Origin of the sequence: Frankia torreyi (genome assembly GCF_000948395.1) — a bacterium.
Taxonomy (GTDB): domain Bacteria; phylum Actinomycetota; class Actinomycetes; order Frankiales; family Frankiaceae; genus Frankia; species Frankia torreyi.
Window position 1 is genome coordinate 16610 of the sequence record NZ_JYFN01000045.1, and the last position, 26918, is coordinate 43527.

Sequence of the window (26918 nt, forward strand, 5' to 3'; positions counted from 1 at the left end):
GCCCCACAGCCCCCTTCTCGGGGACGGCCTCGATCCGGTCAGCCCGCCGACGGCCCCGGCCGCCCAGCCGGGCCCTGTCCGGCGTCGCCGCGCGGCGACGCCCCGCCCTGGGCCGCGGACCGCTGCGCCGGTGCCAGGCCCACAGCCGCCGATCCGTGCCCTGCGCGCGGGACGAGCGGGGAGCCCGGCCGGGCCGGGGGTGCGGGCGCGCGGTACTCGCGGAGTCCGAACCGGTCATGCAGGATCCGCAGGGGGCGCGGCGCCCACCAGTTCGCGTTGCCCGCAACCCGCATGAACGCCGGGACGAGCACCCCCCGGATGAGCGTCGCGTCCAGCACGATGGCCAACGCCGTGCCGACGCCGAACATCTGCATGAAGCGGACCGACGAGGTCGCGAAGGCGACGAAGGTGACGGCGAGCAGCGCCGCCGCGGTGGTCACGATCCGGCCCACCCGGGCGAGCCCGGCGGCGACGGCCTCGGCGTTGGAGGCACCGGCATCGTGCGCCTCCCTGATCCGCGACAGCAGGAAGACCTCGTAGTCCATCGACAACCCGAAGGCGATGCAGAACAGCAGCACTGGCATGGACGTGTCCAGCGGGCCGGGGGTGAAGTCGAGCAGTCCCTCGAGGTGCCCGTCACTGAAGATCCATACGGATGCGCCGAACACCGCGCACATGGCGAGGCCGTTGAGCACGATCGCCTTCACCGGTAGCAGCACGCTGCCGGTGAACAGGAACATCAGGACGAAGGTGGCCAACGCGATCAGGCCGAGCGCGAGGGGGAGCCGGTCGGCGACCGTGTTCTTGCCGTCTACCAGCACGGCGGGCGCCCCGCCGATCAGGGCGCTGGTCCCGGCGGGCGCCGGCACGGCCCGGGCGGCCCGGACGAGTGCCTGCGCGCGACCCGACGCGTAGTCCACCGAGGTCACCACCTGCAGCGAGTCCGCACCGGCGACGGCGAAGCGGCTACTGGTCGGCTCGGCGGGTAGGACACGGCGGCCCTGCACGTAGGTTCCCAGCGCACCGTCCACGCGGGCCACGTCGGGCAGCCGCGACAGCGTCGCCGTGTATGCGGCCAGCGCCGGCCGGTCGACCGATCGCGTCCCCTCGGCCTGCACGACGACTTCCATCGCACCGCCGAGGTCGGCCGCGAAGTCCTCGCGCAGCGCGTCCCCGACCACCCGGCTCGACGCGGAGCCGGGCTGAAGCACCCGGTCGTCCGGCGTCCCGAAGTTGACGTGCAGGAACGGCGCCCCGAGTACGAGCAGCACCGCGACCACCGGCAGCCCGGTGAGCACCGGGCGGCGCATCACCGTCGCCGCCACCCGCCGCCAGAACGGGGATTCGCCCGTCTGCCGAATCGCGATCGCGTCCCCCCCGTTCCCCCCATCCGCGCCGGAGACTTCCACCGGCCCGGACCGACTCGTCCGGCGTCGGCGGACCAGTCCGATCAGGCCACCCACCCGCCAGGAGTTCACCCGCTCGCCGAGCACCATCAGCAGGGCCGGCAGCGACACGATCGCCGCGACCACCGCCACCAGCGTCACCGCGATCCCCGCATAGGCCATGGACTTCAGGAAGAACGGCGGGAACAGCAGCATCACGGCCAACGCCACGATCACCGTGGCACCGCTGAACAGGATGGTCCGACCGGCGGAGTGAACGGTCACCGCCACCGCGTCCGCACGGTCACGCCCGGCCGCCAGTTCCTCGCGGAACCGGCTGACCATCAGCAGGGAGTAGTCGATGCCGAGGCCGAGGCCCATCGCCGTCGCGAGGTTCACGGCAAAGATCGACACGTCGGTGAGCCCGCCGATCACGGACAGCGTCGCGAAACCGCCGACGATGCCGAGCAGGCCGATGCCCAGCGGCAGCAGCGCGGCGACGACGCCGGCAAACGCCATCACCAGGAGCACCAGGGTGATGGGGATGGCGATCGACTCGGCCACGGCGAGGTCGCTGGAGACCTGGTTGCCGATGTCCTCGCCCACCGTCGCCGCACCACCCGGCAGCACGGTCACCGTGTCCGACCATTCTCGACTCGACTCGTAGCGATCGACGATGTCCGAGGCCTGGTCATCGTTCCGCACACTGGCCACGACCAGGGCCGATCGGCCGTCCCGGGAGCGCAGCGCCGGCCCGCCGCCGGTCCAGTAGGACACGACGTCGCGGGCGCCGGGCTGGGCGACGAGATCGGCCGCCACGGACCGGCCCGCGGCGGCGACCGTCGCGTCGTCGACATCCCCTCGCCGGGCGGTGACGAGAAGGAGCACGTTCGGATGGCCGTGAAAGCGGGCGTCCATCACATCGGCTGCCCGGGTGGACTCCGAAGCCGGGTCGTCGAAGCCCCCGGTCTGCAGCTTGCCGAAGGCGGTGCTCGCGAGGACGCCGCCGCCGAGCAGGACGACGACCGTGAGGACCAGCACCAGGCGAGGGCGGCGCGTCACCAGCGCCACAAGGGACGAGAACACGGCTTCCTCCACAGATGGGGCAACCCTGGAGAGAACAGTGTTCGCGCCGGGTGTTCTCGTCAAGGCCGAACTGACGCAAAGTTGACAGCGTTCACCCCGAGATCGACCATGGCCGCTGTGAGTAGTCCAGTCCCCCGCCGGGAGCGGCTACGGCGGGCCACCCTCGACGAGATCAAGCAGACGGCGCATGCCCAGTTGGCGGAGCTCGGTCCCGCCGCCCTGTCCCTTCGGGGGGTAGCGCGGGCGATGGGCATGGCCCCCTCGGCCCTGTACCGCTACGTGGACAGCCGCGAGGTCCTGCTGGCGGAGCTGACGGCCGACGGCTTCGCCTCGCTGGCCGACGCCCTCGAGGCAGCGTTCACGGCGGGCGATCCGCACGATCATCTCGGTCGGTGGCTGGACGTCGCCCGGGCGCACCGCCACTGGGCGCTGGACCACGCCGTCGAGTACACGTTGATCTTCGGTACGCGGGTACCGGAAGGCGGGTTCGTCGGCACCCGGGTGGCCGCCGAGCTGCAGCGGTCGGTGACCGTGCTGTTCCGCTGCATGACGGAGGCGATCGAGGCCGGACTGGTCGACACCGGCCATGTCGAAGCCGGGCTCACCCCGACGATGCAGGTCAGGCTGCGCGCCTGGGCTGGCGACCACGGCGTGGCGATCGACCCCGGTGGCATGGCGGTCTGCCTGGCGGCCTGGACCCAGTTGCACGGCTTCCTGTCGCTGGAGTCCTTCGGCCACCTCCCCCCGGCCCTCGAAGATCCTGCCGACCTGTTCGACCGACAGATGATCGACGTGTTCACCCAGGCCTGCCGGGCGATCGTCCCGGCGAGCCCGCCCGGCGCGGATGACCCGACCCGACCGGACCGGACGGTCGGGTCTGGACCAGCCCGCATGGGCGGCCGGTAGAGCACCCGACCGGGCCACCCGGCCCGGTCGGGGCAGATCGGTCAGGCCGAAGTACGCATCCGGCGCTCCAGCGCGTCCAGTGCGACCCGGCGGGCACTCTTGATCTCCGGAAGTCGGGCCTGATACGCCGGTGCCGTGGCCAGCGGCTGGTAGAAGCCCATACGCGGGACGAAATCCGTCTCGTCGTAGCCCGGCGGCCGGTGCAGAGCGTAGGTGCGTCCCGGAAAAAGCAGGTCGTAGTTGTCGGCGATCTGCCAGATGGCGACGTGCGGATCGACACGGCGCCGTTGGAAGTACGCTTCCAGGACATCGATTGTGAAACTAATCTCATGGAACTGTTTCACGAGGCTGTGGTAATGCTGGCCGACCTGATACTTGATCGGCAGCTCGACCTGCAGGCTGTCCGAGTAGTCGAGCAGGTCGAGCGCCAGAACCTTCAGCGAGGTCTCCACGCCATACCCGCGCGAGAAGGCCAGCGCCGCGAAGACATCCGCGTCGATGACGAACTCCCCGATCAGGGGCTGGATAGTCCGCGTGATGGACGGCACATACCGGGCGAGCTGTTTCGACAACAACGATCGCAGCATCTCCGTGGTGCGCCCGCCGGGCTGACCGTCACCCGTCACCCTACGCGAACTTCCGTTCACGAAAAGTGGAGCGTTGCCGGCGGTCGTCGCAGCGGCGAGCACCCCAACCGTGTACGGATCGTAGCTTTCCAGATCGGCGTCGTGGAAGATGAGACGATTACCGAACGCAAGGTAGGCGAGGCTGCGCATGGCGCCGGCCTTCCCACCGGTCGTCGTGGCCTCCCGGCCGGCATGGCGTTGCAGGACGGACTGCCCGCGGACGACCCAGCTCGCGCCCGCGTCCGTCGCGATGCGCACGAGGTCGTGCTCGTCGCCGTCCGAGGACGGATCGACGACGACGCCGATCTCGTCCAGCACACTGCGCTCCTGCATCCACCGCTGCCGGTTCTGCGCGATGATCTCGCCGAGAGTCCGGGCCGCCTCCGGGCCACGGGCCGGGATCAACAGGCTCAGGGTGATGCCCTTGGCAAGCTTGTCCACCTCGATTGTGTCGAGGTCGAGGCTGGTGGGTTCGAGCGTTCGCACGGACGCCCCTCTCTCGTGACCTTTCTTGGGTACGGACAACCCCCGTACCGGTGGCGACGTCCTATGGGGATCTGCAACGGGCGTTGCGAGGTGGGTATCAGGCGGACCGGGCGGTGAATCCCCCTCGTGCCACTGACCGCATGATTGCGTACCTCCGTTCGCAACGCCTCGACCGCCCCGGTCGTTTCCGGCACCTCCCCGCACTCGGGTTCGCCGCGTCCTCTTCGCGGTCTGGCGGAGCACAACCGATCCGACACATGCCAGGTGCTGGAGCGTCAAAGTATCGGGGTTGTGGCCCGGTCCGTCACTCCCCCTCTTTCCCCGCGGGTATCAACCACCACTTTCGGGACCGGCCACGAACACGCCGCGCCGCACCGGAACCGCACTACCGTCCCACGTGGCTACGGTGGGTGTCTGGCCAAGCGCCCGGAGCGGTTACTCCGGGACCGATCGGGAGAGAACTACCCGCTGCCGGGCCAGCCGATGCCAGGCCGGCATCGACCCAACGGATACGCCGACTCACCGACTCACCGATCCGGTAGGCCGAGAGGGCTACCCGGCCCGTGCGGCGAGGAACAGGAAGCCGCGGCGGTCGCTGGGGACCACAGAGGCCGGCTCACCCACAGAGGCCGGCTCACCTCACCCACAGAGACGGGCTCACCCACAGAGACGGGCTCGCCAAGGGGCGGACTCGCTCATACGTCGTCAGTCTCCCTCGGTCAGCATCACGGCCGGGACGCCGGCGCGCGATCGGGCGAGCCCCAGCGCCGGCCGTGTGGACGCCCACGCGGCCGGGGTGGTCGTAAGCCGGTCGCCCGGATGGGGCAGCCCGACCCGCCCGTCGGCCTCCAGAGCGAGGAAGACGTCGACGACCGTCGGGTCGAACTGGGTGGCGCGCCCGGCCCGAAGCTGCTCGCGGGCGGCGGGTCCGCTCAGGGGAGCCCGCCCCCCGCGTCCGCCGCGCATCGCCGCCCAGGCGGTGCAGACCGCGAGGGCCCGTGCCTCCATCCGGATCCGGGACCCGGCGATCCCGCTGGGATAACCACCCCCACCGAACCACTCCCGCTGCTGGGCGATGATCTCCGACTCGACCCGCAGATCCGGCACCTGGGCGAGCAGATTCGCGCCCATCACCGGGTGCATCCGGATCAGCCGCCACTCCTCGGCGTCCAGGGGGCCCGGACGGGCCAGGACGTGCGGTGGCAGGAGGATCTTTCCGACGTTGTGCAGCCGCCCGGCCAGCCGGGCCCGGTGGCGTGCCACGGCGGCATGGCCGAGCACGGTGAGCACCTCGGCGAGCCAGTGCCCCACCGCCCGGCCGTCCGCACGCGGCGCATGCCAGGCGTCAACCTGCTCGGCGATCCGGCGCAGGCACTCGACGCTGTCGGGCAGGCGTCTGGGCAGCTCGCGCGGCTCCGCGACCAGTACCGCGGCCACCGCGGTGGCCACCGCCGCGGCGGCTGCGGCCACCGCCGCGGGCTCGGCGAGCACGGCCGGCGTGCCGTCCGGGTTGGCGGTGGTCGCCTGGCGCGATCGGGCCGCTTCGCCGTCGTCACCGCCCCAGGGCCCGTCCCAGCCGGACGCCGACGCGCCGGATGACGCGCCCGGCCGGAGGGCGCCCTCCGGATCGTTCTCGACTGGCTCGGCCGGGTGAGGACGGTCCGTCCACCGCAGCGACGACGCGGAATCGTCGATCCGCAGACCCGTTCGGAGCGGATCGAGGGCAGACGCCACGATCGGGGAGGGCCCGGACCCGAACGGATCGACGGCAGGCCGCGGGAACGTGGGCGGCCGGATGCCGAGCGGATCCGCCGCACCTCCGTCGGCCACGGGCTGGTCGCCGGCCGGCCAGTCCATCGGTGAGCGTCGGGATGCTGTGGAGTCGAGCGCCGGTCGACCGGCGCTCGGGACTCGGGGCGGCCGCGGGTGGGGGGAGGCCCGTCCGGAGGGCGTCGGCGCCGCGGCCGGAACGCGCCCTGGGCGCTGCGCCCCCTCCGGACCGATCGCGACCCGGTCCCGGCCCGCCTCCTTGGCGGCGTACAGGGCCCGGTCCGCGACCGCGACCAGCGCGTAGACGTCGCCCGCGTGGTCGGGCAGGACAGCGCCGCCGACCGAGACCGTTACCGGCACGGACAGCGACGACGATCCGGTACCCGTGGCGGTCCTGAGCTGACCCGCCGTGTCCGGTCGGCCGTCGCTGCGAGTTGTCATCGCGATGCTTCCCGCGGTCCGGATGACGTCGGCCGCCGGGGCCGCCGCAGCCCCCGCGCCGGCGGGGAAGGGCGACCAGTCGGCGGAAGCGCCCGACCACCCTGCGGAAGAGTCTGACCACTCTGCGGAAGCGGCTGACCAGTCGGTGGAAGCAGCGGGGGCCGGCACGGGCAGCGTCACCTGCACGGGCTCCCGACCCACGCCGAGCCGCAGCCGCTCGGCGATGTCCGCCAGCGTGTCGCCCCGGACGTCCAGCGCAAGCAGCGCGAACTCCTCCCCCCCGTAGCGGGCCACGACATCCCCCGGACGGGTCACGTCGAGCAATCGCCGGGCCACCTCGGCGAGCACCTGGTCGCCGGTCGGATGGCCGAACCGGTCATTCACGGACTTGAAGTGGTCGACGTCGACGAGGAGAAGGCCCATCCCCGACCCGACCCGACGAGCCCGCCGGGCGGCGACCCGCAGCTCGGCCTCCAGATACCGACGGGTCCGTAGCCCGGTCAGGCCATCCGTGATCGCGAGGTGTCGCTGATCGGCCTCCAGCCGGGCCATCCGGACGATGATCAGAAGCACGATTCCGGCGCTCACCACCGCGATCATGCCGACGTCCCGGAGATCGCCGCGACCAGCCTGCACGCCGAGCACCACCGGCCCGACCAGCCCGAGACCGCCCAAGGTGGCCAACCGCCACCCGCCGCGGCTCGGCACCGCCGACGGCGCCACCGACGGCGCCACCGACGGCGCCACCGACGGCCCCGATCGGGCCAGCGAGGGATGGAGCGCGGCGGCGGTGAACAGAAGAGCGCTTACCATCCGGGCGGCGTCCCGCCCGTCGACGGCTGTACCGCCCGAACCACCCATCCCCAGGCCTCCCGCGGCGGCGTCGCCGAGGCGGGTGAACACATCGACGGCGTCCGCGGCCACGCTCACGAGCNCCCCNCCCGCCAGCAGGAGCAACGTGGCCGGGTGCTCGCCGTCCCCCACCGCGAGCCGGACGGTCACACCGACCACCACCAGACTCGCCGCCGCGCACACCACCGGGACGATCCCGGCCGCCGACGCNCCCCCGGCCCGCACCGCCGGTGCCACCAGATACACCCAGGACAGCAGCCAGGCCGCGGCGAGGACCATCGCGGTGTCCAACAGGCCGGCCGCACTCCGCCCGGGACAACGCGCCCGCAGCAGTGCCAGCAGGCCGGCGACCAGCAGCGGATAACGGAGGAACAGAACGAGGTCCGCCGCCGCGCCGGTTGTGACCGAGGACATGCGAGGGTAGATGAAGAGGGCCGCACCAGTAGCCGCGTAGAGAACCTGACCGCCCGCGAGGAGCACCCAGCCACGCCGCGGAACGACGGCGAGGCGATGCGGTCCGGCGAGCAGGGCACCGGCGGCCGACAGGCTCACCAGCAGGTACAACGCCATCCGGAAGCCGAGTCCGACACCCACCGCGGGCGGCAGGACGAAGGCGATGACCGCGGCCAGGCCGACACCTGGACAGGCTAGCCAGCCACGGCCCGGCCGGGCGCGCCACGGCGGGGCCGGCATCACCCCTCGGTTCGGGACGCAGGATCCGTTCGGGACGGTGGCGGCGAAGGCGGTGACGCCGACGCGACCCCAAGCCCGGACCTGGGGCGCCCGGCGGGCGTGGGGACGTGGTGGCCTCGGGAAACGGCCCGCGGCAGACCCATCGTCGGTTGGTCCACCGACGACCTGGGGCTCGTGGACGATGCAGGACCGGCTGGCGGCGAACAGCCACCCCGGGGGGAGCGGGCCATGAGCAGCCTCTCAGTTGACCGGACGGGTGGTGCGCATACCGGCCGCGTACGCCCGATGCCTCCCGGCGATCCATTACCGGATCCGGCAGCAGCGGCGACACCGGTCCCGCCCAGACGGTTCCGGTGTGTCGATCGCCGCGACCTTCCGAAACCGTACCGAACCGTCGCTCTTCGTACTCGCTCGTTTGAGTCCTCGTATGGACTCTTGTCCGATTCTTGTTCTCCGCTTCCACTCGCCGGGTGCGTAACCACGTATGCGGACCAATGGTCCGCGGAGGGGCTCACGGCGTACCCGGATGGCTCCGTCCGGGGTGTCTCGCGGGCCGGCCGCCGCGGTCATCCGCCACACGCCGACGAGGGCCGGCGGATGACAGACCGACCCCGCCCGAGCGGCCTCATCCTCGCCGGCCGGCCGGGCATCGACGCTGCGCGGTGGTTCGCAGGCGACCGTCAGGGATGCGCGACGAAGTTGAAGTGGCGACCGGTCTCGAAGGTGTCCCGGAACTTGGGCAGGGTATACGGACCGTCGCCGTCGAGATCGAAGATCCGCAGCCCCAGATCGCTGTCGACGAGCTCGTACATCTCATCCGCCGTCGTGCCGTAGTCGCGGGCACCGGCGCCGAACTCGAACACCAGATGCGGCCGGCTGGCGGCGATCAGTTTCCGGGCACCGCGAAACACCCCGTACTCGGCGCCCTCGACGTCGACCTTGATGAGGGTCGGCAGGTAGTCCGTGGGCAGCGCCTCGTCGAGAACCTCGACCGCCACCTCGATCTGTTCGACGTCCTCGGTGTCCGGCACCCGGTCGCGCAGCCCACTGTAGGCGGGCCGGCTGCGGACGTAGGTGAACGGCAGCACTCCCGGCTTGTCCGACAGCGCCGCCTGGCGCACCTGGACCGTCGGGAAGTCGGTCGTCAGGGAGGCCGCCATGTGCGGCAGCGGCTCGTAGGCGATGTGCCGTCCCCGCGGGGCGTGCTGCAGAATCGTCCGGAGCACGTCTCCCCGGTGCGCGCCCACGTCGATGCAGTTGGAGTTCTCCCGCAACACGAACGACAGCAGCAGCGCCAGGTGACGATCGTCATTGCGATTGCGCCTGGCCGTCGGCACGACGGTGTCACGCACCAGCTTCAACGCCGGACCGAGGCCCAAATCGACCGCCTTCCGGCGGACCTGAGCAAGCTGCTTTTCCACCCGAGGATCCATCCGCCACAACCTCCCGTTGCCCCATCGGTGATCTGCCGGAGTGACTGAACCCCGCGTTCCACCACAGCAGCTGGCCACCCACTATTAGGGGGGCACGATCAACGGTCAATAGCGGTGGTACCACCTTGCCGCCATCGCGAGCGGCGCCGTCGGCAGAATACTACCGCAGCGGAAGACTTGCCCAACCAAACCCTCACACTCGGGAAGAGTGACTGACCCTCTCCCCACGCACCACGATCCGACGGCCACCGGGACCACGCATTGCGTTGGAGCAGGCGAAGTCCGCACACGTTCTCACGGAAAGAAACATGGCTATCACCCGTGGGGTTCCGCCCCTGCGAGGAGTGGCCCTCCCGCGACGTTCGGCCGCTGGCGTCGAACGAGGTCGCCGCACCCGCCCGCAGCGGGTCCACGGGCATTCCGCCGCACCGTGACCCGACGACACCAGCCAGCCGACCTGACGGTCACCACGCCGGGACGGCCGGGGCCGCGGCCATGTCACGATGCTGACACGGCCCCGAAACCCCACGACCGCGGCCCCGCACCCCGACGTGGGACCCCGCGCGGGGAGGAACACGCCCTCTCCGGTCCGGGGCCGCCGTCAGCCGGCGGCGACGAGAACGGGGCCGTCCTCGGACCGCGCGGCGAAGGACTCGACCGGCGGGCAGGTGCAGACCAGGTTGCGATCGCCGTACGCGCCGTCGATTCGCCGCACCGGCGGCCAGTACTTCGCGGCCCGCAGTGCGGCTACCGGATAGGCCGCAACGGACCGCGCATAAGGATGCGGCCATTCGTCGGCGGTGACCATCTGGGCGGTGTGCGGGGCGTTGCGCAGCGGATTGTCCGTGCGCGGCCAGGTTCCGTCACCGACCTTGTCCGCCTCCGCGCGAATCGCAATCATGGCATCGCAGAAACGGTCGATCTCGGCCAGATCCTCACTCTCGGTCGGTTCGACCATCAGGGTGCCGGCCACGGGGAAGGACATGGTCGGCGCGTGGAAACCGTAGTCGATGAGCCGCTTGGCCACATCGTCCACCGTGACACCGGTCCGCTTCGTCAGCGGCCGCAGGTCGAGAATGCATTCGTGCGCGACCAGTCCGTCCCGCCCGGCATAGAGCACCGGAAAGTGCGGACGGAGCCGGTGGGCGATGTAGTTGGCGTTCAGTACGGCGACCGAGGTGGCCTGGCGCAGACCGTCCGCCCCCATCATCCGGATGTACGCCCAGGGAATCATCAGAATTCCGGCGGAGCCCCACGGCGACCCCGAGATGGGTCCGACCCCGCTCGCCGGCCCGGCCTCGGCCCGCAGCGGGTGGTTCGGCAGGTAGGGCAGCAGCTTCTCGCCGACCGCGACCGGGCCGACCCCCGGCCCGCCGCCGCCGTGCGGGATGCAGAACGTCTTGTGCAGGTTGAGATGGCTGACGTCGGCGCCGAACTGGCCGGGCTTCGCGAGCCCGACGAGCGCGTTGAGATTCGCCCCGTCGACATAGACCAGGCCACCGGCCTCGTGGACGATCGCGCACGCCTGTCCGATGCCCTCCTCATAGACGCCGTGCGTCGACGGATAGGTCACCATCAGCGCGGCAAGAACATCGGCGTTCGCCCGCGCCCGGAGCGCCAGATCGTCAAGATCGACATTCCCGTCGTCGTCGCAGGCGACCACGACGACACGCATTCCGGCCATGGCGGCGCTCGCCGCATTCGTCCCGTGCGCGGAGGAGGGAATGAGACAGACGTCGCGGACCGGCGCCCCGGGCACCGCGTTGTCGCGGTGATAGGCGCGAATCGCGAGCAGGCCGGCGAGCTCACCCTGGCTGCCAGCATTCGGCTGCACCGAAACGCCCGCGTAGCCGGTGATCCGGGCCAGCCAGTCCTCCAGATCGCGAATCATCGTCAGGTATCCGCCGGCCTGGTCGAGGGGCGCGAACGGGTGGATGTCGGCGAACTCCGGCCAGGTGACTGCGGCCATCTCGGTGGTCGCGTTCAGCTTCATCGTGCAGGACCCCAGCGGGATCATGCCCCGGTCGAGGGCCAGATCGAGATCGGACAGCCGGCGCAGGTAACGCAGCATCGCCGTCTCGGAGCGGTGCTCGTGGAAGACCGGGTGCTCGAGGTAGGAGTCGGTACGCACCAGCTCACGGGGCAACGCCGACGGGGCGATCGGGGCCGCCGGGACCGCCGGGACCATCACCTCGGCCGATGCCGCCGCGGGCACCCCGAATGCCGCCCAGACGGCGCGCAGATCCGCCTCCACGGTCGTCTCGTTGCAGGAGACCCCGACGTGGTCGCCGTCGACGAGCCGCACGTTGACGCCGTGTGCCAGCGCCTTGGCCACCACCTCGGCGGCCCGGCCCGGTACCGCCGCGACGACGGTGTCGAAGAAGGCATCGGCGCCGGTGGGTACCCCGCCGGCCCGCAGCCCCTCGGCGAGCCGGACCGCGAGTCCGTGGATGCGCAGGGCGATCCCGGCCAGTCCCTGCGGGCCGTGATAGACGGCGTACATCGAGGCGAGCACGGCGGGCAGCACCTGGGCGGTGCAGATGTTGCTCGTCGCCTTCTCCCGTCGAATGTGCTGCTCACGGGTCTGCAGGGTGAGCCGGTAGGCGGGCGCGCCGTCCGCGTCGACCGACACCCCGACCAGCCGTCCGGGCAGGGACCGCTCCAGACCCTTGCGGACCGCCAGGTAGCCGGCGTGCGGCCCGCCGAACGACAGCGGCAGCCCGAAACGCTGGGTGCTGCCGACGGCGATGTCGGCGCCGAGCTCGCCGGGCGAGCGCAGCAGCGTCAGTGCCAGCGGGTCTGCCGCGACCGTGACGACGATCCCCCGCTCACGTGCCTCGGCGATCACCGACCGCGGGTCGCGCAGCGCCCCGCCCGGCCCCGGGTAGGACAGCAGCAGCCCGAACGTCGAGTCCAGCACCTCCGCGGGCACCCCGGCGTCCGGGGCGGCGGGGCCGCCCGCCGCCAGGCCACGGGACAGGTCGGCGACGTGGACGGTCACACCCAGCGCCTCCGCTCGGGTCGCCACGACCGCGATCGTCTGGGGGAGCGTGTCCGCGTCGATGAGGAACGTCGCGCGGGACCCCTTCGCCGTGCGCAGCGCGATCTGCATCGCCTCGGCCGCGGCGGTCGGCTCGTCGAGCAGGGACGCTCCGGCCACCGCCAGACCCGTCAGATCGGTGATCACCGTCTGGAAGTTCAGCAGCGCCTCCAGCCGGCCCTGGGAGATCTCCGGCTGGTACGGCGTGTAGGCGGTGTACCAGGCGGGGTTCTCGAGAACGTTGCGCTGGATGACGCCGGGCAGCACCGCGGGATGGAAGCCCAGACCGATCATCGACGGCACCGGACGGTTGTTGCGTCCGAGCGCGCGCAGCGCCGCCAGGACCGCCGTCTCGTCGAGCGCCGCGGGCAGCTCGAGGCTGCGGTCCTGGATGACGGCCGGGACCGCGACGTCGGTCAGCGCCCGCAGCGATTCCACCCCGAGCGCGGCGAGCATGGAGCGCTGGGCCCCGGCGTCCGGGCCGATGTGGCGGTCGGCGAACTGCGGATAAGCCACGGCTGCCGGACCAGTGGCGTTGCTGGTGGCGGCCGCTGCGGAGGCGTCCTCGTGATCGGTGCCGTCATACATGATGAGCGCTCCGGAGGTCGGGCGACGACGACAACGAAGCCGACGCCGCGGCGGGCCTCCCCCTCTGTCATTGGCCTGAGAGCTTCACCGGCCGCCGCCGCCATGGGTCCGAGCCGAGGACCCGCGGACGGCGGCCGCGGCTTTCACCGTCGGCGGGACACCGGGATGTCCACTTTCCAGAGTTGCCTGACCCGGCGGTTGGGGGCCTGAGAGTTTATGGGGAGAGCTTGCTCCTTCGGCGTCCCGGCAGGTGGCAGCCGGGACTCTCCCGCACGGGTGTGAGCGGCAGCGGTATGCAGTTCGTTGCCCCGCAGACTAACCGCGATCGCGATCCCTGGCCAACGATGGTCGGGGCCTGCGCTCGACGACAGGCCCTCGACAACACACCCTCGACGACACGCTCCGGGCGACGTGCTCCGGGCGACGTGCTCCGGGCGACGTGCTCCGGGCGACGTGCTCCGACGATGGACTAGACGAAGAGCGTTTCGTAGGGGCGCAGCAGCCTGGCCAGCACCTGCGCCCCGAGGACCGTCGAATCCGCCGGGTCGTCGGACAGTGGGGCGATCTGGGTGGTGTAGCAGTCGACCGCACGCCGCTTGGCCTCCTGCACCGGGATGGGCAGGGGCACCGTCCGAGCCCTCGCCCACGGCACCCTGGGGTCATCCGGAACCGCCCAGTGCCAGGTCCAGACGGGGTATTCCAACAGCCGCGCGCCGGCCCGTTCCGCCGCCAGCATCGCCGCGCGCCCCGTGGCCTCATGGTCCGGATGGCGGTCTCCGGTGTACGTGGTCAGCACCCAGCAGCCGGGGGTGAGCAGCGGTTCCACCTGGTCAGCAAGGGCCGCCTCATGCCCGGCGACCCGCCCGTCCCCCAGCCCGATCCGGTGCACCGGCACCTGCGCCAGCCCCAGCGCGGTCAGCGCGGCATGCTGCTCGGCGATCCGTCGTCGGGCCAGTTCGGCCGGGGCCAGCGTCGGCGACCCGGGATGAGATGCATCACCATCGGTGACCGCGACGACGGTGATCGCGGCTCCGAGTCCGTGCAGGCGGACGAGCAGCCCGCCGACGCCGAGAACCTCATCGTCCGGATGGGGGGCCACGACGACCACTGCCGGCGGTGCGGGGGTGAGGTCCAGTTCCGACCATCCCGGCTGCCAGGCCCGCCAGACCGGTTCGGGGGTGCCGTCGTCGGTGAAGGGGCGGCCCGCCTCGGGGGTGTCTTCGTGCATCGCTCATCCATACGCCGAACCGCCGACGCTCCGCACGGACATCCGGCCCGGGACCGGCCGTGACGCTCGTCCCGGGCCTGGTGGCGACGCAGGGCCGGCCCCCGGCGCCTCAGTGCTGCAGCGCCTCGCTCTTGGCTGCTTCGGTGTCCGTCAGCGCGCCGTCCTTCTCCCGGCGGAAGATCTCCTCGGCCATCCGGTCCGACGAGGTCTGGCTCGCGACCTGCCTGGCCATCTCGTCGTTGGAGGTGCCCGCGCCGGCGGGCCTCGTGCGTCCTTTCATCGCCTGAGCCATGGCTGCCTCCTCCTGTCTCCGGCCGCGATCGGCATGGCCCGATCGGGGCCCATGGTCGCGGCCGCACACCCGCCCGGATGATGGGCCGCCCCGCACGCGGCTGCGCACGGCGCCCGGCCGGGCCCGGTCCCCGCACGGCCCACTCCCACAAGCCGCCCGGTCTGGGACTACCCGCCCGCGACAGGCCGGAACCGCTGTGGACCGGCCCACGCGCCGCGGACCGGATGCCGGCGCATTCGGTGCGGACCGTCCAGATAGCGACAGAACGGACCCGTTCCGGGGATGCCGACCTGCCGTGGGCTACCTGTGATCCCTGCCGGCCGTGGCCCGCTCGGGCCACGGCGAAGTCGGACCGGAACCCGATGCAGGGGTCCGGCGGCGGCGCTCGGCCGCGGGGACGGAGGCATCGGGTCCGCCTGGCCCCGGCGGGCGGTGGGCGGCACGCTGGGGCGCCGGCGCCGTCCGGCGCAGCCTGCGCAGCTCGGTGCGGACCGTGCGCGGCGAGATCCGCCTGCCGAGTCGGCGATGGCGGGGGACGGCGCGACGGACCGCCTGCTCGAGGCCGTCAAGCAGGCGCCACGCCTCATCCGCGGCGCGCCGGCCGGGTCCCTCCTCCCAGCGACCGATGGTGCCGTCGTCGAACAGAGCGAGCGTGGCGAGGTCGGCCAACCCACGCAGGGCGGTGAGTCCGGCGTCGTCGACCAGGTCCGCCGCGAGGGCCACCACCTCGCTCGGGCTGGCCGCCCGCGGCATCGCCCGGTCGGAGTCGGCGAACATCTCGATGGCCCGCTGCCAGGCGACGACGATCCGCGCCCTGCTGCCCTTCGCGGCGCGCCGCACCCGCCGACGCCGCGCGATCGGCAGCAGCCAGCCAAGGAGGAGACAGCCAAGCACGGCGGTGACGCCGACGGCCGTCGCCGAGGGGATGACGAGGTCCGCCCAGCCGGGGGATGGCGATCGCCGGTCGGCGGAACGAGGTGGGGCCTCTCCCGGCAGGGTGGCCTCCGCCCGACCGGGCGGCACGGAGATGGTGGTACGCAGCACCGCTTCCACGAGTGAGGTCTGTGCGGAGGACTCGCCCTGAGTGGACCCGGCCACCGTCGCACCGCGTTCGTCCCCCGCTCGGGGAGTGGGGAAGAACGGCAGCCAACCGGCGCCGTCGAAGTTGACCTCCGCCCAGGCCAGGGCATCGGCACCCCGGATCGTGCGGGTTACGCCGGGTGGGTCGGCAGCCGTGAATCCCACGACGAGGCGGGCGGGCAGGCCCAGCAGCCTCGCCGCGAGGACGAACGTCGTGGCGAACTGTTCGGAGGTGCCGCGTCGGGTCTGGCCGAGGAAGTGGTCGATGTGGGCGAGCGAATGCCCGGCGGGCACGGTGGGATCAAAGCTGAAGCTGGCCATCAGGTACTGGCGCAGCAGGGCGGCCCGCTGGTACGGCGTCGCCCCGCCGTTAGTGGCGACGGAGGCCAGTTCCCGCAGCACCGGAGGGATCCCGCCGGGCACTGCGAGGTAGGGGGCGTTGGCCGGCGTCGCGGAGACGGTGAGGGCGAGCAGCCTGTCGGCGGTCATGGTGGCCGGCGGGGTGGAGACAAGGCGCAGTCGGTTGCCTGGGTGCAGCGGCGTGGTGCGCACGAGTGTGCCGTCCTCCGGATCGACCGCGAACTGGCCCGCCGGCCCCTCGGGAGCCACCGTGGAGCGATCCCCGCCCGGGGGATGCGGCGTGCGAGCAGTGGTCGAGGCGGGCGAGGCGGGCGACACCGTGCCGGCGGCGGAGACCACGATGAACTGGCCGAGCCGGGCGAGGGCGGGCACAAGATCGCCACCGAGGTCGACGACGGTCAGGTCCTGGGTGACCGGCGTGGACGGCCGACCACCATCCTGGCCGGCGTCGCGCCCGGCCTGCCCCCGGTCGCCTGGCCCGCCGATGATCGCCCGTCCCGCGGGCAGGTAACGGCCGCTCGTGGACCAGGTGGCGCCGTCGTAGGAGTCGAGGACGGCGAGCCGTAGCGCGACCGGCCCCGACGGCTGCGGGGACAGACCCAGCCGGAACAGGACCTGGTCAGGATGGGCGGTCCAGCCGGCTAGCCGACTCAGGGGGTTGAGGGCGGCAAGCGGTGCCGGCGCGATTGTGCGGTGGTCGCGAGGGTCGACGGGCGGTCGCCCATCCGGCCCGATCGGACCATTCGCGAGTGCCAGACCGGCTCCCACGACGACGGCCACGGCGACGATGGACCGCGCCGCGAGGCGGAGCGCCGCCCAACCTCGCGGGCTTGCCACGGGTAGCAGACCTGGCCCGGATCGGGGGGACCCTGCGGCCTCACCCGAGCCGACGCCCGGCCCGGTGGGGCCTGGGATGGCGGCTGCGGCCTCTCCCAGTGGCCGGGACGGGCCGCTCCCGCGAACCCGGACGAGGACCGCGGCCAGCGCGGCGAACGCGGCGGCGAACGGCGCGTCGGATCCCGGCACGGGGGCCGCGTAGGCGACCGCGACCGCCAGGACGAGGGCAGCGGGCAACGCGGGCAGGAGCCGGGCCCTGGTGCGGACGACGAGCTCCGCGCCGACGGCGGCGGCCAGCCAGGTCAGTGCCGCTGGTACGAGCAGGAGGGCCCCGTCGGGCGGGGCCGGGACGGCCGCGTCCAGCAGGCGCGCCCATCCGCGCAGGACGCCCGAGCGGACCAGGGACAACCGCGCCCAGAACCCGCCCGCACCGGCCGCTACCGTGCAGGTGGCCCAGACCACGAACCCCCCGGCCCAGGTCGCGATCGTCCCGACGAGTGGCACCGGCCGGCGTCGCAGACCCAGCACCGCGGTTGTGATCACGGGCACGACCGCGGCGACAGGGATGATCACCTGGAGATCGGGGAGGGTGAAGACCCGGCGGAACCCGAACCCGCCCACGATCGCGAGTCCCGCCACCACCACCAGGGCCGCCAGGCGAGGCCGCACCGGCTCCTCCCGACGGGCGGGAAGGTCGACCCCGACGACGTGCCCCCCGCTCGAGCCGGACGCCGAGCGCATGGCCCCGCCGGACGGTCCACCGATCTGCGTCATGATCGGCTCGTCCGTGGGGAGCCCCGCGGCCATCGCCGGTGCCGTTCGCCGGTCGGCCAGTAGTCGCCGAGCGCCTCGGCGTCGGGAATGTCGATCACCGTCAGCCGGCCGGCGGCCCGGGTGGTGGTGCCGTCCAGGTGCGTACCGCCGGTGGGGACGGTGCTGCCGAGCACGCCGATCCCCGCCACCCGGCCGGGCGATGCGGTCCGCAGGCGGGCCCGGTCGGAGGAGTCGCGCCGGTCGATGGCCCGGGCGGCGGCCGGGCTGCGGGGGCCCACCCGGACCAGAACGACGCGCCCGTATGCGTGGGCCACCGGGGCGAGTGCGGCCAGCGCCTGTCGGTCGAATCCACCGGTGACGAGCACCAGCGTGCCGAGCCCGCCGCGCCGCAGCGTCGCGACGACATCCAGCGAGGCGGTGTCGTCCAGATGCACGCCCGCCAGCTCGTCCATCAGCACGTCGGCGTCCCGTCGGCGGCGCCGGCCTGCCACCCGCAACCCGGCGGTCGTCACGAGCCGGACCCCGAACGCCTCCTGTGCGCAGGTCATCACCGCGGCGGCGGTGATGTCCACGGCCTCCTCGAACGTCGCGACGCCGACCCGGCCGGGCGGATAGGCGGCCGGCCGGTTGTCGAGGACGACGGTGGCAGCCGGCTCGCTGGGATCGACGTGGGTGCGGACCATCAGCTCGCCCGCCCGCGCGCTGGACGGCCAGTGCACGAGGCGGAGGTCCTCACCGGGCGCGTACCTCCGCAGGGTGTGGATCTCCAGTCCCCCGGCCGTGCCCAGTCCGGTCTGCCCATCCGGGTCGCGCGAGGGCGCGGAGGCCAGCGGCGCCAGCGGCCGGGTCCGCGGCCGGACGTGCAGGGTGTCGGCCGCCGCCAGCCGCTGCCGGCGCAGGGTGAGCCCGAACGGATCCGATCTGATCACCTCGGCGGGGCCCAGCCGGACCACCCCGCGCCGCCTGGTGTCCATGGCCAGCTCGATCGTCCGGCAACCCGAGCCGGCGAGTCGGGGCACCTGGACGGACACGGCCGCAGCCAGCGTGTCCGGCCCGTCCGGGGGATACGAATCCGGTGCCCCGGCCGCGCCCCGGCCATCGGTGCCGGTGCCGTGGGACGGCGTGGAGTCTGGTGCGTGCAGGGCGCCGGCAGCCCGCGGCGGGTGGCCGCCAGGCGCGGCGCCGGTGCGCGGCGTCCCTTGGCGCGCGGCCGGAAGGGTGTGCACGCGGCCGTCGCCTCCGCGGGCGGCGATAGTCGACGTACGCCGTTCCCACCACGTCTCCACCAGGTCCGAAGCGGCCAGCAGCCGCCCCGCACGGGGAGCACCCGGCCCCGGTAGGTCCGGGCGCGCGGCGGCAGGGCCATGCGGCAGATGAAGGGTGAACGGCGGCGAAGGCCACCGCGACAGGTTGCGGACCGTGACGGTGAGGGTGGCGGCCTCACTTCGGGTGACCCGTCTGGGCGACACGCGGACCGCCACCGACACCCTTGGGCGGCGAACGGCCGTAGCAGCCGCCAGACCCATCGCCGCGGCCCCGGCCCCGCCGAGTACAGCCAGCTCCGCGTATCGCAGCACTCGAGCGCCCAGGAGCAGGGCCGCGACGGTGACGCACATCCCCCATCCCAGCGGGGTGACCCTCAGGCGGGCCCTTCCCGGCGGATCCCCGCTCCCCACGGCTCCACGATCCGACGGGCAGCCCTGCTTCGCCGGGGACGCAGCGCTCCCGGGACCGGACCGATCGGGCCCCACCGGTCCAGATCCCGACGCGCCCGAACTCGACGAGACGGGTTCCGACCGGGCAGGCCCGTTTCGGGCCGGTGCCGGCCATTCCGCCGTGGCCACGTCCGGTTCCGCCGTCCCGGAAGCAACGCGTTCCGCAGGTCCGACCATGGAGGGGGCCCAACCCGGCGGGGTCGAGCCCGCCCGTTCCGCGGCGTCCGCACCGGTCGGGGTGAGCTGCCGGCCCGCCGAGGCGACTCGCCGGCCCACCGCGGCCGGGCGCGGGAGCGGCTCCTGGGTAGGCGGACGGTGACGCTCGCCGAGCCCGCGCACGGTCCGCCCGGGTTCGGGCCGGTCCGGCGCGGACCGGCCCGTCCGGCGCTGCATGGTCCGGGCGAGGGAGGCTGGAGACGGGGACACCGAGGCGGACGGCAGCGGGGCGGGCGGCATCAAGGCGGGCAAGGGGGTGGTCGCCGTGTCCGCGTCGATGACCCGGAGCAGCCCGCGGTCAGCCCGGTCGCCGCCCTGGCGACGGTCGTCGGGGGACGACACGATCAGATTCCGACGAGCCGGCGCGGTGACGGCACCGTCTGCAGGATCTCGTCGACGACATCCTCGGCGATGACGCGCCGCAGTTCGGCCTCCGGGCTGAGCACCAGACGATGCGCCAGGACCGGGCCGGCCACTGCCTTGACGTCGTCGGGAGTGGCAAACACCCGGGCGTGCGCGGCGGCCCTGACCTGGACAGCGCGCAGCAGCGCGATGCTGCCCCGTGGGCTCGCCCCCAACCGGACGATGTCGGGGATGGTCCGCGTGGCGGCCACCAGGTCCACGAGGTAACGGCGCAGCGCCGGCGCGACGTGGACGGCGAAGGTCTGGGCCGTTCGGGCGACGACGTCCTCCGCCCGCATCACCGGCCTCAGGTCCTCGATCCGCCGTCCCACCTGCCGGCCTTCAAGGATCTCCAGCTCGGCATCGACCGACGGGTACCCCATCCTCAGCCGCATGAGGAACCGGTCCAGTTGGGCCTCGGGAAGGCTGTATGTCCCGTCCATGTCGATCGGGTTCTGCGTCGCCACGACCATGAACGGGCGGGGCACGGGATAGCCCGTGCCGTCAGCGGTGACCCGCCCTTCCTCCATCACCTCCAGCAGGGCCGACTGCGTCTTCGGTGAGGCGCGGTTGATCTCGTCGCCGATGACGAGGTTGGCGAAGACGGGTCCGCGGCGGAAGCCGAACTCGTTGGCACGCTGGTCGTACACCATCGTCCCGGTGATGTCCGCCGGCAGCAGGTCCGGCGTGAACTGGATGCGGTGGCAGCCGGCGTTGACCGAGGCCGCGAGGCTTCGGGCCAGCGAGGTCTTACCCAGGCCCGGAACGTCCTCGACGAGCAGGTGCCCCTCGGCGAACAGGCAGATCGTCGCGAGTTCGACAACATCCCGCTTGCCCCGGATGACCTTCTCGATATTCGCGACGACGTCATGGAAGGTGGCCGAGAACGCGGCCACGCCGGACTGGTCGCCGCGCAGGTGGTCGCGGTCGTCGTTCCTGTTTGTCATGCCCTGCCTCCTGGTCCGGTCGGGGTAGGGAACGCTGACCGTCCTCGCCGCGCGGACTGGCTGCTCATCACCGGGTCGGGCTCCTCCTCGTCGGGACCGATCGGGCGGGTACGAGTCGTGCTGCTACCGGTCGCACCTGCTGCGATCGGGCTGGTGCGGGCGGGCGGGTACGAGTCGGGGGGCGGACCGTGCCGGACTAGGGGGCGACCGGCCCGGTCCGCCCGCGGGCGGTGGGGAGATCCGCCCGGGAACGGCGACTCCAGCGGCCGTCGCCGACACGGAGACGATCCGTTCCGCTGCGGTAGACGACGGGCACCCCCGTTTCGTTGTGCCATAGCCTGAATTAGTTGTTGATCTGATGGCCAGGAGGCCCACACCGGCATGCACGCGCCGCACCGGCGTCCGCCATGCTGCGCGACTCCCCCGAGGTGATGTCACGAAAGGCATCAAGCGCGTCGCAACCTGTCCGACGAACGCCGCGTCCTACCTACCAAGAGGGATGACCCGCCCAAGTGGTCCATCTCGGGATAGTCGACGTCAACACATGAATATCAACAGACTCCCGCGCGCCGTTGGGTATGGCGCCTGGGATGCGGTGAGCGCTGTACCCCTCCCGCGGCGCTCCCCCGCGGTGTCTGTGTGGGCGGGCGGGGTGGCACGCCCACACAGACACCGACCCGTTCGAGGACACCGACCCGTTCGGGCTGTCCGCTCCCACCGCCTGCACTCCGGCGCCGAGGACCAACGACGCCCGGCACGGCCGTGCTGCCGGAGCTGCCTTGCCGCGCCCGCGCGCCGGCCCTGATCAGGGAAAGTGAGACCACGACCATCTCCGCATTCGGGCGGCGGCTGCGTCGCGTCATCACGGCAGCGGCCGGCGCGGCGCTGTGCGTGGGCGCCGGGCTGGCCGCCGCCGCACCCGGAACGCCACCGTTCGCCCTCGACCTCACCACCGGCGGCAGTTGGCTGGCGAGCGAGTCGACCGGCACCGTCACGCACCTGCAGAGCACGACCGAGCGGGCGGACGCGGCCGTCACCGTGCCCGGCGCAGTCGGACATCGGCTGTCCGTCCTGCGCAACGGCCCGGATCTCCTCGTCTGCGACGAGGACGCCGGCCTGCTCCACCTGATCGAGCCGCAACGCCTTGCCCCCGCCCGAACGGCCAGCCTGCGTCCCGGCACGACAGTGATCGCAGGGAGCAAGGTGATCTACGCCGTTGATGGTGCGAGTGGGCGGGTACGACGCCTGGACGGACGGTTGCTCACCGACGTTGGACCGGTCATCGACCTCGGCGGAGCCCTCGGCGCCGTCGTCCGGACGCGGGACGGAACGTTGTGGGTGCCCGTGCGTACCAGCGGCTCCGTGGTGCCGATCCGCGATGGCGTGGCGTCGGCCCCGATTCCCGTCGCCCGACCGGACCATCAGATCGACATCGTGCTGGCCCAGGATCGCCCGGTGGTCGTCGACGGCACGGCCGGGACGGCGATCCCGCTCGCCGGCGCCCGGCCTGGCCGGGCGATCGCGTTGCCGGTGACCCTGACCACCGCGTCCGCACCGTCCGACCCGGTGGTGGTTGCGGCCGACGCGACAGAGCAGGGCACCGTCCCAGTAATCGACACGGTTGCCGGACGGCTCCTGCTCGCAGACGTCCACGACGGCACGGTGACCGCGCATGATCTGCCAACCGTGCCGGATGATGGAAGGGCCCGAGCGGGGGGCAGCACGGCCCAGCCGGGAGGTGGCACGACCCAGCCGGGGGGTGGCACGGCCCGAGCGGAGGGCAGTCCATCCCCGCCGGGGGACGACACAGTCCGAGCGGGGGGTGGCGGCGACGCGGCCTCCGCCGGCCCCGCAGCCCCGACCGGGCTCCCCGACATCGATCGACCTGCGAGATCATCAGAGGGCTCGGCGACGCCTCCGGGGGACGCCCACACGGGCGGCGACCTGGCCCGACCGGACGGGCAGGCCAGTGGACCCGACGTCACCGGAGGCGACCCAATCCGCGGAGGCGACGCGGCCAAAGGGGACGCAGCGGCCGGAGGCGGCGAAGCGGGCCGCGGAGGCGAGGGGGACGAGGGGCCGGTAGCTCCCCGCCGGCTCGGTCCACCGGTCGGACATGGCGGGATGATCTACATCCCGGACCAGGATGGCCGGATGGTCTGGGTCTTCGATACGCGCACTCGCGGATTCATCTCACCGATCGTCGTCCCCGGGTCCGCCCCCGAGCCGGCGACCGCCGCAGACACCGCGCGGATCACCGTGACCGCCGAGGGCGATCAGGTGTGGGTGAACGATCCGGCCGGCCCCGACGCCGTGCTCATCGACGGCACGCGGCGGGCGACGGTAGCGAAACAGCCATCGGGGCTGCCGGGTCAGACCGGCACGGCTCCAGCTCGCCCGCTGCCGGCCCCGCCGCCCCGACCGCAGGCCACGCCCGTCGAACCGCGCCCGGCGCCCGCGACCGCCGAGCGGGCGGGGACGCGACCACAGCCGGCCGTCATCCCCGACCCCGAAACCGGGAACGTGGTCACCCTGCCGCCTCCACCGGCGACGACATCGCCCGTCCCGCGTCCCCCGCAGCCCACGGACACCCCGAGCCCACGGCCGGGCATCACCACCCAGCCGGAGCAGACACTCGTCGAGCTTCCCGGCGGGGATCCGACGACGCAGCCCCNCTCCCCCCGCCGGCCCACCTGACGACCGGCCTGGACACCTGCCTCGCCCACGATCCGGCTTGGCGCCGGACAGCCCGCCGACCAGGGGTGGCTCCGCGCGACGAACGGGCCCGCGCGACGAACGGGCCCGCGCGACGACCAGCCCTGGACACGGCCGAGCCCGCGCGACCGGGCCTGGCCACGGCCGCCTCGAGACGGTGCGGTGGCCGGCTGCCCTAACGCCCTGAGGCGCTGTCCAGCCGGGAGGCGCGAGGCGTCCGCTGCCGGGAGCCGCAGTCCGCGCAGGTGGGGTCGCGCACCACCGACAGCGAACGGACGTCCAGATCCCACAGATCGGCGACGAGCATCCGGCCGATGGACGGCTCGCCGAACCCGGAGATCAGCTTGATGACCTCCATCGCCGCGAGGCACCCGACCGTCCCCGCGACCGCTCCGAAGACGGGGAACCCGAGGGGATCCCAGTCGGGGTCGCCCTCGGCGAAAACGCACCGCAGGCATGCGCTGTCCCCGGCGACGGTGAGCAACTGGATCTCGGTCGCGTTCATCGCCGCGACGACCAGAGGCACCTCGGCGTCCAGGCACATTCGGTTGATCTGGAAGCGTTCGGGGAAGTTGTGCCGCGCGTCGATCACGACGTCGGCGGCGGCCACCAGCTCGGGCAGCAGCGGATCGAACAGGTCCCGGTCCCAGGTCTCCACCGCGACCTCCGGGTAGTGGATACCCAGGGTGTCCGCGGCGATCAGGACTCGGGGCTCGCCGATCCGGTCGGGGCGCATCAGGGTCTGGCGGTTCAGATCGGGCTTCTCCAACGGGCCGGGATGGACCAACACCAGTCGCCCGACGCCGGCGGCGGCGAGATAGGTGGTGGCGGCGCCGCCCACCCCGCCGATCCCGGCCACGAGCACCGTCGCCCCGCTCAGACGCTCCTGCTCACCGGGGCCGAAACCGGCCATCAGTTGGCGCGTGAAGCGCTGGGTGTCCATGACCTGCCCTCGTCTGGTGTGGCCGACGTTTTCCAGAAGTTGGCTCTGGTTTCCCGCGTTTGCGCGCTTCTCACCCCCACCGGGGACGAATCCCCGGTTCGCCGACCACAGTACCAAGAACGCCGGTCCCGTCCCCGCCCGCGGTTAGGATGACTGGATGTCTGATCTTGCACCGGCTACCCGCGCGGACGCTCGCCGTAACCGGCAGGCGATTCTGGCGACCGCTCGCCGGGTGTTCGCGGAGCAGGGCATCCAGGCCTCACTCGATGAGATCGCGCAGCGTGCCAACGTCGGGAACGCCACGCTCTACCGGCATTTCGGCTCGCGCTGCCAGCTCGTCGCCGCCGCCCTGTCCGAGCAGATGGAAAAGTACGCGCAGATGGCGGCCGCCGCGGCGGCCGAACCCGATCCGTGGACTGCCCTGCGCGGCTACCTGACAGCACTGTGCCGGATGCAGGCGGCGGATCGGGGGCTGGCCGACCTGCTGGCCAGCGACGCCTTCCCGGACGCCGCGATCGACGCGGCACGCGACAACGCCCGGCGGGACGTGGTGCGCACCATCCGCCGCGCACAGCACGCGGGGGCGCTACGCGCCGATTTCGCCCCGCAGGACATTCTGATCATCCTGATGGCCAACGCCGGTCTCATCCACCGTGCCGGCGCGCACGCCCCGGAGAGCTCCGCCCGGCTGATCGCCCTCCTGCTCGACGGGCTGCAGGCCGCCGCCGCGACGTCGGCGCCGCCGCCTCCACCGGAATCCGAGCTGCTCACCGTGATGCGCGGCGAGACGCTGGCCGAGCAGCCGCCCGGGGTGCAGGACAAGGCGGCCGCGGACGGGCCGCGGGGCGGGTAGCGGGTAGTGGTCCGGTCGTCCGGCCGTCCGGCTGCGGTCATCCGGCCGTCCGGTCATCCGGCCGTCCGGTCAAGGGGTGAGTACCACCTTCATGCACTCGTCCTCCTTGTCCCTGAACGTCGTGAAGCCGTGGGGCGCGTCGTCGAGGCCGAGTCGGTGAGTGATGACGAAACTCGGGTCGATCTCGCCGTTGCGGATCCGGTCGAGCAGCGGCCGCAGATACCGCTGCACGTGGCACTGCCCGGACCGCAGGGTCAGTCCGCGGTTCATCAGTGAGCCCATCGGGAACTTGTCGACGAACCCGCCGTAGACGCCGATGACCGAGACGACACCGCCGTTGCGGCAGTTGCGCACCGCCTCCCGCAGGGCGAACGGGCGGTCACTTTCCTGCCGGGTGACCTGCTTCGCACGGTCGTAGGAGTGGGCCGCGTGCGAGAAATGGTGCGCCTCGAGGCCCACGGCGTCGATGCAGGCGTCCGGGCCGCGCCCGGCGGTCAGCTCCAGCAGCGCCTCGCGGACGTCGGACTCCTCGTAGTTGACGGGCTCGGCCCCCGAGTTGTCCCGGGCCATCTCGAGCCGGTAGGGAAACCGGTCGATGACGATGACCCGCTCGGCGCCGAGCAGGAAGGCGCTCGCGACGGCGAACTGGCCGACCGGCCCGGCCCCCCAGACGGCGATGACGTCACCGGGCGTGATGTCGCAGAACTCGGCCCCCATGTACCCGGTGGGGAGGATGTCGGAGAGGAACAGCACGCGCTCGTCCGGCAGGTCGTCCTCGATCTTGATGGGTCCGATGTCGGCGAACGGCACCCGGGCGTACTCGGCCTGCCCGCCGGGGAATCCGCCGAGCATGTGCGAGTAGCCGAAGATGCCGCCGGGGGCGTGGCCGAGGATCTTCTCCGCCAGGGAGGCGTTCGGGTTGGAGTTCTCGCACAGCGAGTAGTCGCCGGCCAGGCAGGTGTTGCACCGTCCGCACGCGATGGGGAACGGCACGACGACCCGGTCGCCGATGCGAAGGGTCTCCACGTCGTGACCGACGTCGACCACCTCGCCCATGAACTCGTGGCCGAGCACGTCCCCCTTCATCATCGTCGGCACGAACCCGTCGTAGAGATGCAGGTCGGTGCCGCAGATGGCGGTCTTGGAGACCCGGATGACCGCGTCATGGCTGTTCAGGATCTGCGGATCGGGGACCTGTCGGACCTCGACCTCGCCCCGACCGAGCCAGCAGTTTGCACGCATGACTGGAG

The 26918-nt window shown here is 72.6% G+C and carries 14 protein-coding genes and 2 riboswitches; of the genes, 2 read left to right on the forward strand and 12 right to left on the reverse strand.

Annotated features, from left to right (window positions below):
• Positions 1–38 precede the first annotated feature (38 nt).
• Entirely contained in the window at positions 39–2471 is a 2433-nt protein-coding gene (locus tag FF36_RS22625) for an MMPL family transporter (protein WP_044887161.1), read from the reverse strand.
• A gap of 108 nt (positions 2472–2579) precedes the next feature.
• Here FF36_RS22625 and FF36_RS22630 point away from each other — a divergent pair, with 108 nt between their 5' ends.
• A complete protein-coding gene (locus tag FF36_RS22630) occupies positions 2580–3377 on the forward strand; it encodes a TetR/AcrR family transcriptional regulator (protein ID WP_052681347.1) in 798 nt (265 codons plus the stop codon).
• A 41-nt stretch (positions 3378–3418) separates the two neighbouring features.
• Here the strand turns inward: FF36_RS22630 and FF36_RS22635 are convergent, their stop codons facing one another.
• From FF36_RS22635 to FF36_RS22685, 10 genes are all read right to left on the reverse strand, one after another.
• Positions 3419–4489 carry a glycosyltransferase family protein gene (locus FF36_RS22635; protein WP_044887163.1) on the reverse strand — a complete coding sequence of 357 codons (1071 nt, stop codon included), beginning with the start codon at positions 4487–4489 and terminating at the stop codon, positions 3419–3421.
• Positions 4490–5194: 705 nt separating this feature from the next.
• The gene (locus tag FF36_RS22640) at positions 5195–7561 is read right to left on the reverse strand and encodes a diguanylate cyclase (RefSeq protein WP_339325619.1); all 2367 of its coding nucleotides are present in this window, start codon (positions 7559–7561) and stop codon (positions 5195–5197) included.
• A gap of 1364 nt (positions 7562–8925) precedes the next feature.
• Positions 8926–9666, reverse strand: a complete 741-nt coding sequence (locus FF36_RS22645) for an FkbM family methyltransferase (RefSeq protein ID WP_242422759.1) — start codon at positions 9664–9666, stop codon at positions 8926–8928.
• A 613-nt stretch (positions 9667–10279) separates the two neighbouring features.
• Positions 10280–13306: an aminomethyl-transferring glycine dehydrogenase gene (gene gcvP, locus FF36_RS22650; RefSeq protein WP_082122146.1), complete on the reverse strand. Its 3027-nt coding sequence runs from the start codon at positions 13304–13306 to the stop codon at positions 10280–10282.
• A gap of 57 nt (positions 13307–13363) precedes the next feature.
• Positions 13364–13491, reverse strand: a riboswitch (glycine riboswitch).
• Positions 13492–13587, reverse strand: a riboswitch (glycine riboswitch).
• 188 nt (positions 13588–13775) lie between these two features.
• Positions 13776–14534, reverse strand: coding sequence for a PIG-L deacetylase family protein (locus tag FF36_RS22655; protein WP_044887166.1), 759 nt, complete (start codon positions 14532–14534; stop codon positions 13776–13778).
• Between the two features lie 109 nt (positions 14535–14643).
• A complete protein-coding gene (locus FF36_RS22660) occupies positions 14644–14826 on the reverse strand; it encodes a hypothetical protein (RefSeq protein ID WP_044887167.1) in 183 nt (60 codons plus the stop codon).
• A gap of 300 nt (positions 14827–15126) precedes the next feature.
• On the reverse strand, positions 15127–17877 hold the full coding sequence (locus FF36_RS22665) for a transglutaminase-like domain-containing protein (RefSeq protein WP_242422762.1): 2751 nt from the start codon (positions 17875–17877) through the stop codon (positions 15127–15129).
• Positions 17874–19103, reverse strand: coding sequence for a DUF58 domain-containing protein (locus tag FF36_RS22670; protein WP_236705439.1), 1230 nt, complete (start codon positions 19101–19103; stop codon positions 17874–17876). Before FF36_RS22670 ends, FF36_RS22665 begins: the two co-directional genes overlap by 4 nt.
• Before the next feature lie 1049 nt (positions 19104–20152).
• A complete protein-coding gene (locus FF36_RS22675; protein ID WP_044887170.1) occupies positions 20153–21157 on the reverse strand; it encodes an AAA family ATPase in 1005 nt (334 codons plus the stop codon).
• Between the two features lie 2890 nt (positions 21158–24047).
• Positions 24048–24815 carry a HesA/MoeB/ThiF family protein gene (locus FF36_RS22685; protein WP_044887171.1) on the reverse strand — a complete coding sequence of 256 codons (768 nt, stop codon included), beginning with the start codon at positions 24813–24815 and terminating at the stop codon, positions 24048–24050.
• A gap of 157 nt (positions 24816–24972) precedes the next feature.
• On the opposite strand from FF36_RS22685, the gene FF36_RS22690 reads away from it, so the two are divergent.
• Entirely contained in the window at positions 24973–25668 is a 696-nt protein-coding gene (locus FF36_RS22690; protein ID WP_044887172.1) for a TetR/AcrR family transcriptional regulator, read from the forward strand.
• A gap of 69 nt (positions 25669–25737) precedes the next feature.
• On the opposite strand, the gene FF36_RS22695 is transcribed toward FF36_RS22690, so the two are convergent.
• A complete protein-coding gene (locus tag FF36_RS22695) occupies positions 25738–26910 on the reverse strand; it encodes a zinc-dependent alcohol dehydrogenase (protein WP_044887173.1) in 1173 nt (390 codons plus the stop codon).
• Between the last annotated feature and the right edge of the window lie 8 nt (positions 26911–26918).

Bases quoted from the DNA above. Each gene is read 5' to 3' on its own strand.
- FF36_RS22690 (WP_044887172.1), top strand. From the start codon at position 24,973: ATGTCTGATCTTGCACCGGCTACCCGCGCGGACGCTCGCCGTAACCGG.
- FF36_RS22665 (WP_242422762.1), bottom strand. From the start codon at position 17,877: ATGACGCAGATCGGTGGACCGTCCGGCGGGGCCATGCGCTCGGCGTCC.
- FF36_RS22695 (WP_044887173.1), bottom strand. From the start codon at position 26,910: ATGCGTGCAAACTGCTGGCTCGGTCGGGGCGAGGTCGAGGTCCGACAG.
- gcvP (WP_082122146.1), bottom strand. From the start codon at position 13,306: ATGTATGACGGCACCGATCACGAGGACGCCTCCGCAGCGGCCGCCACC.
- FF36_RS22655 (WP_044887166.1), bottom strand. From the start codon at position 14,534: ATGCACGAAGACACCCCCGAGGCGGGCCGCCCCTTCACCGACGACGGC.
- FF36_RS22685 (WP_044887171.1), bottom strand. From the start codon at position 24,815: ATGGACACCCAGCGCTTCACGCGCCAACTGATGGCCGGTTTCGGCCCC.
- FF36_RS22660 (WP_044887167.1), bottom strand. From the start codon at position 14,826: ATGGCTCAGGCGATGAAAGGACGCACGAGGCCCGCCGGCGCGGGCACC.
- FF36_RS22675 (WP_044887170.1), bottom strand. From the start codon at position 21,157: ATGACAAACAGGAACGACGACCGCGACCACCTGCGCGGCGACCAGTCC.
- FF36_RS22630 (WP_052681347.1), top strand. From the start codon at position 2,580: ATGGCCGCTGTGAGTAGTCCAGTCCCCCGCCGGGAGCGGCTACGGCGG.
- FF36_RS22640 (WP_339325619.1), bottom strand. From the start codon at position 7,561: ATGGGTGGTTCGGGCGGTACAGCCGTCGACGGGCGGGACGCCGCCCGG.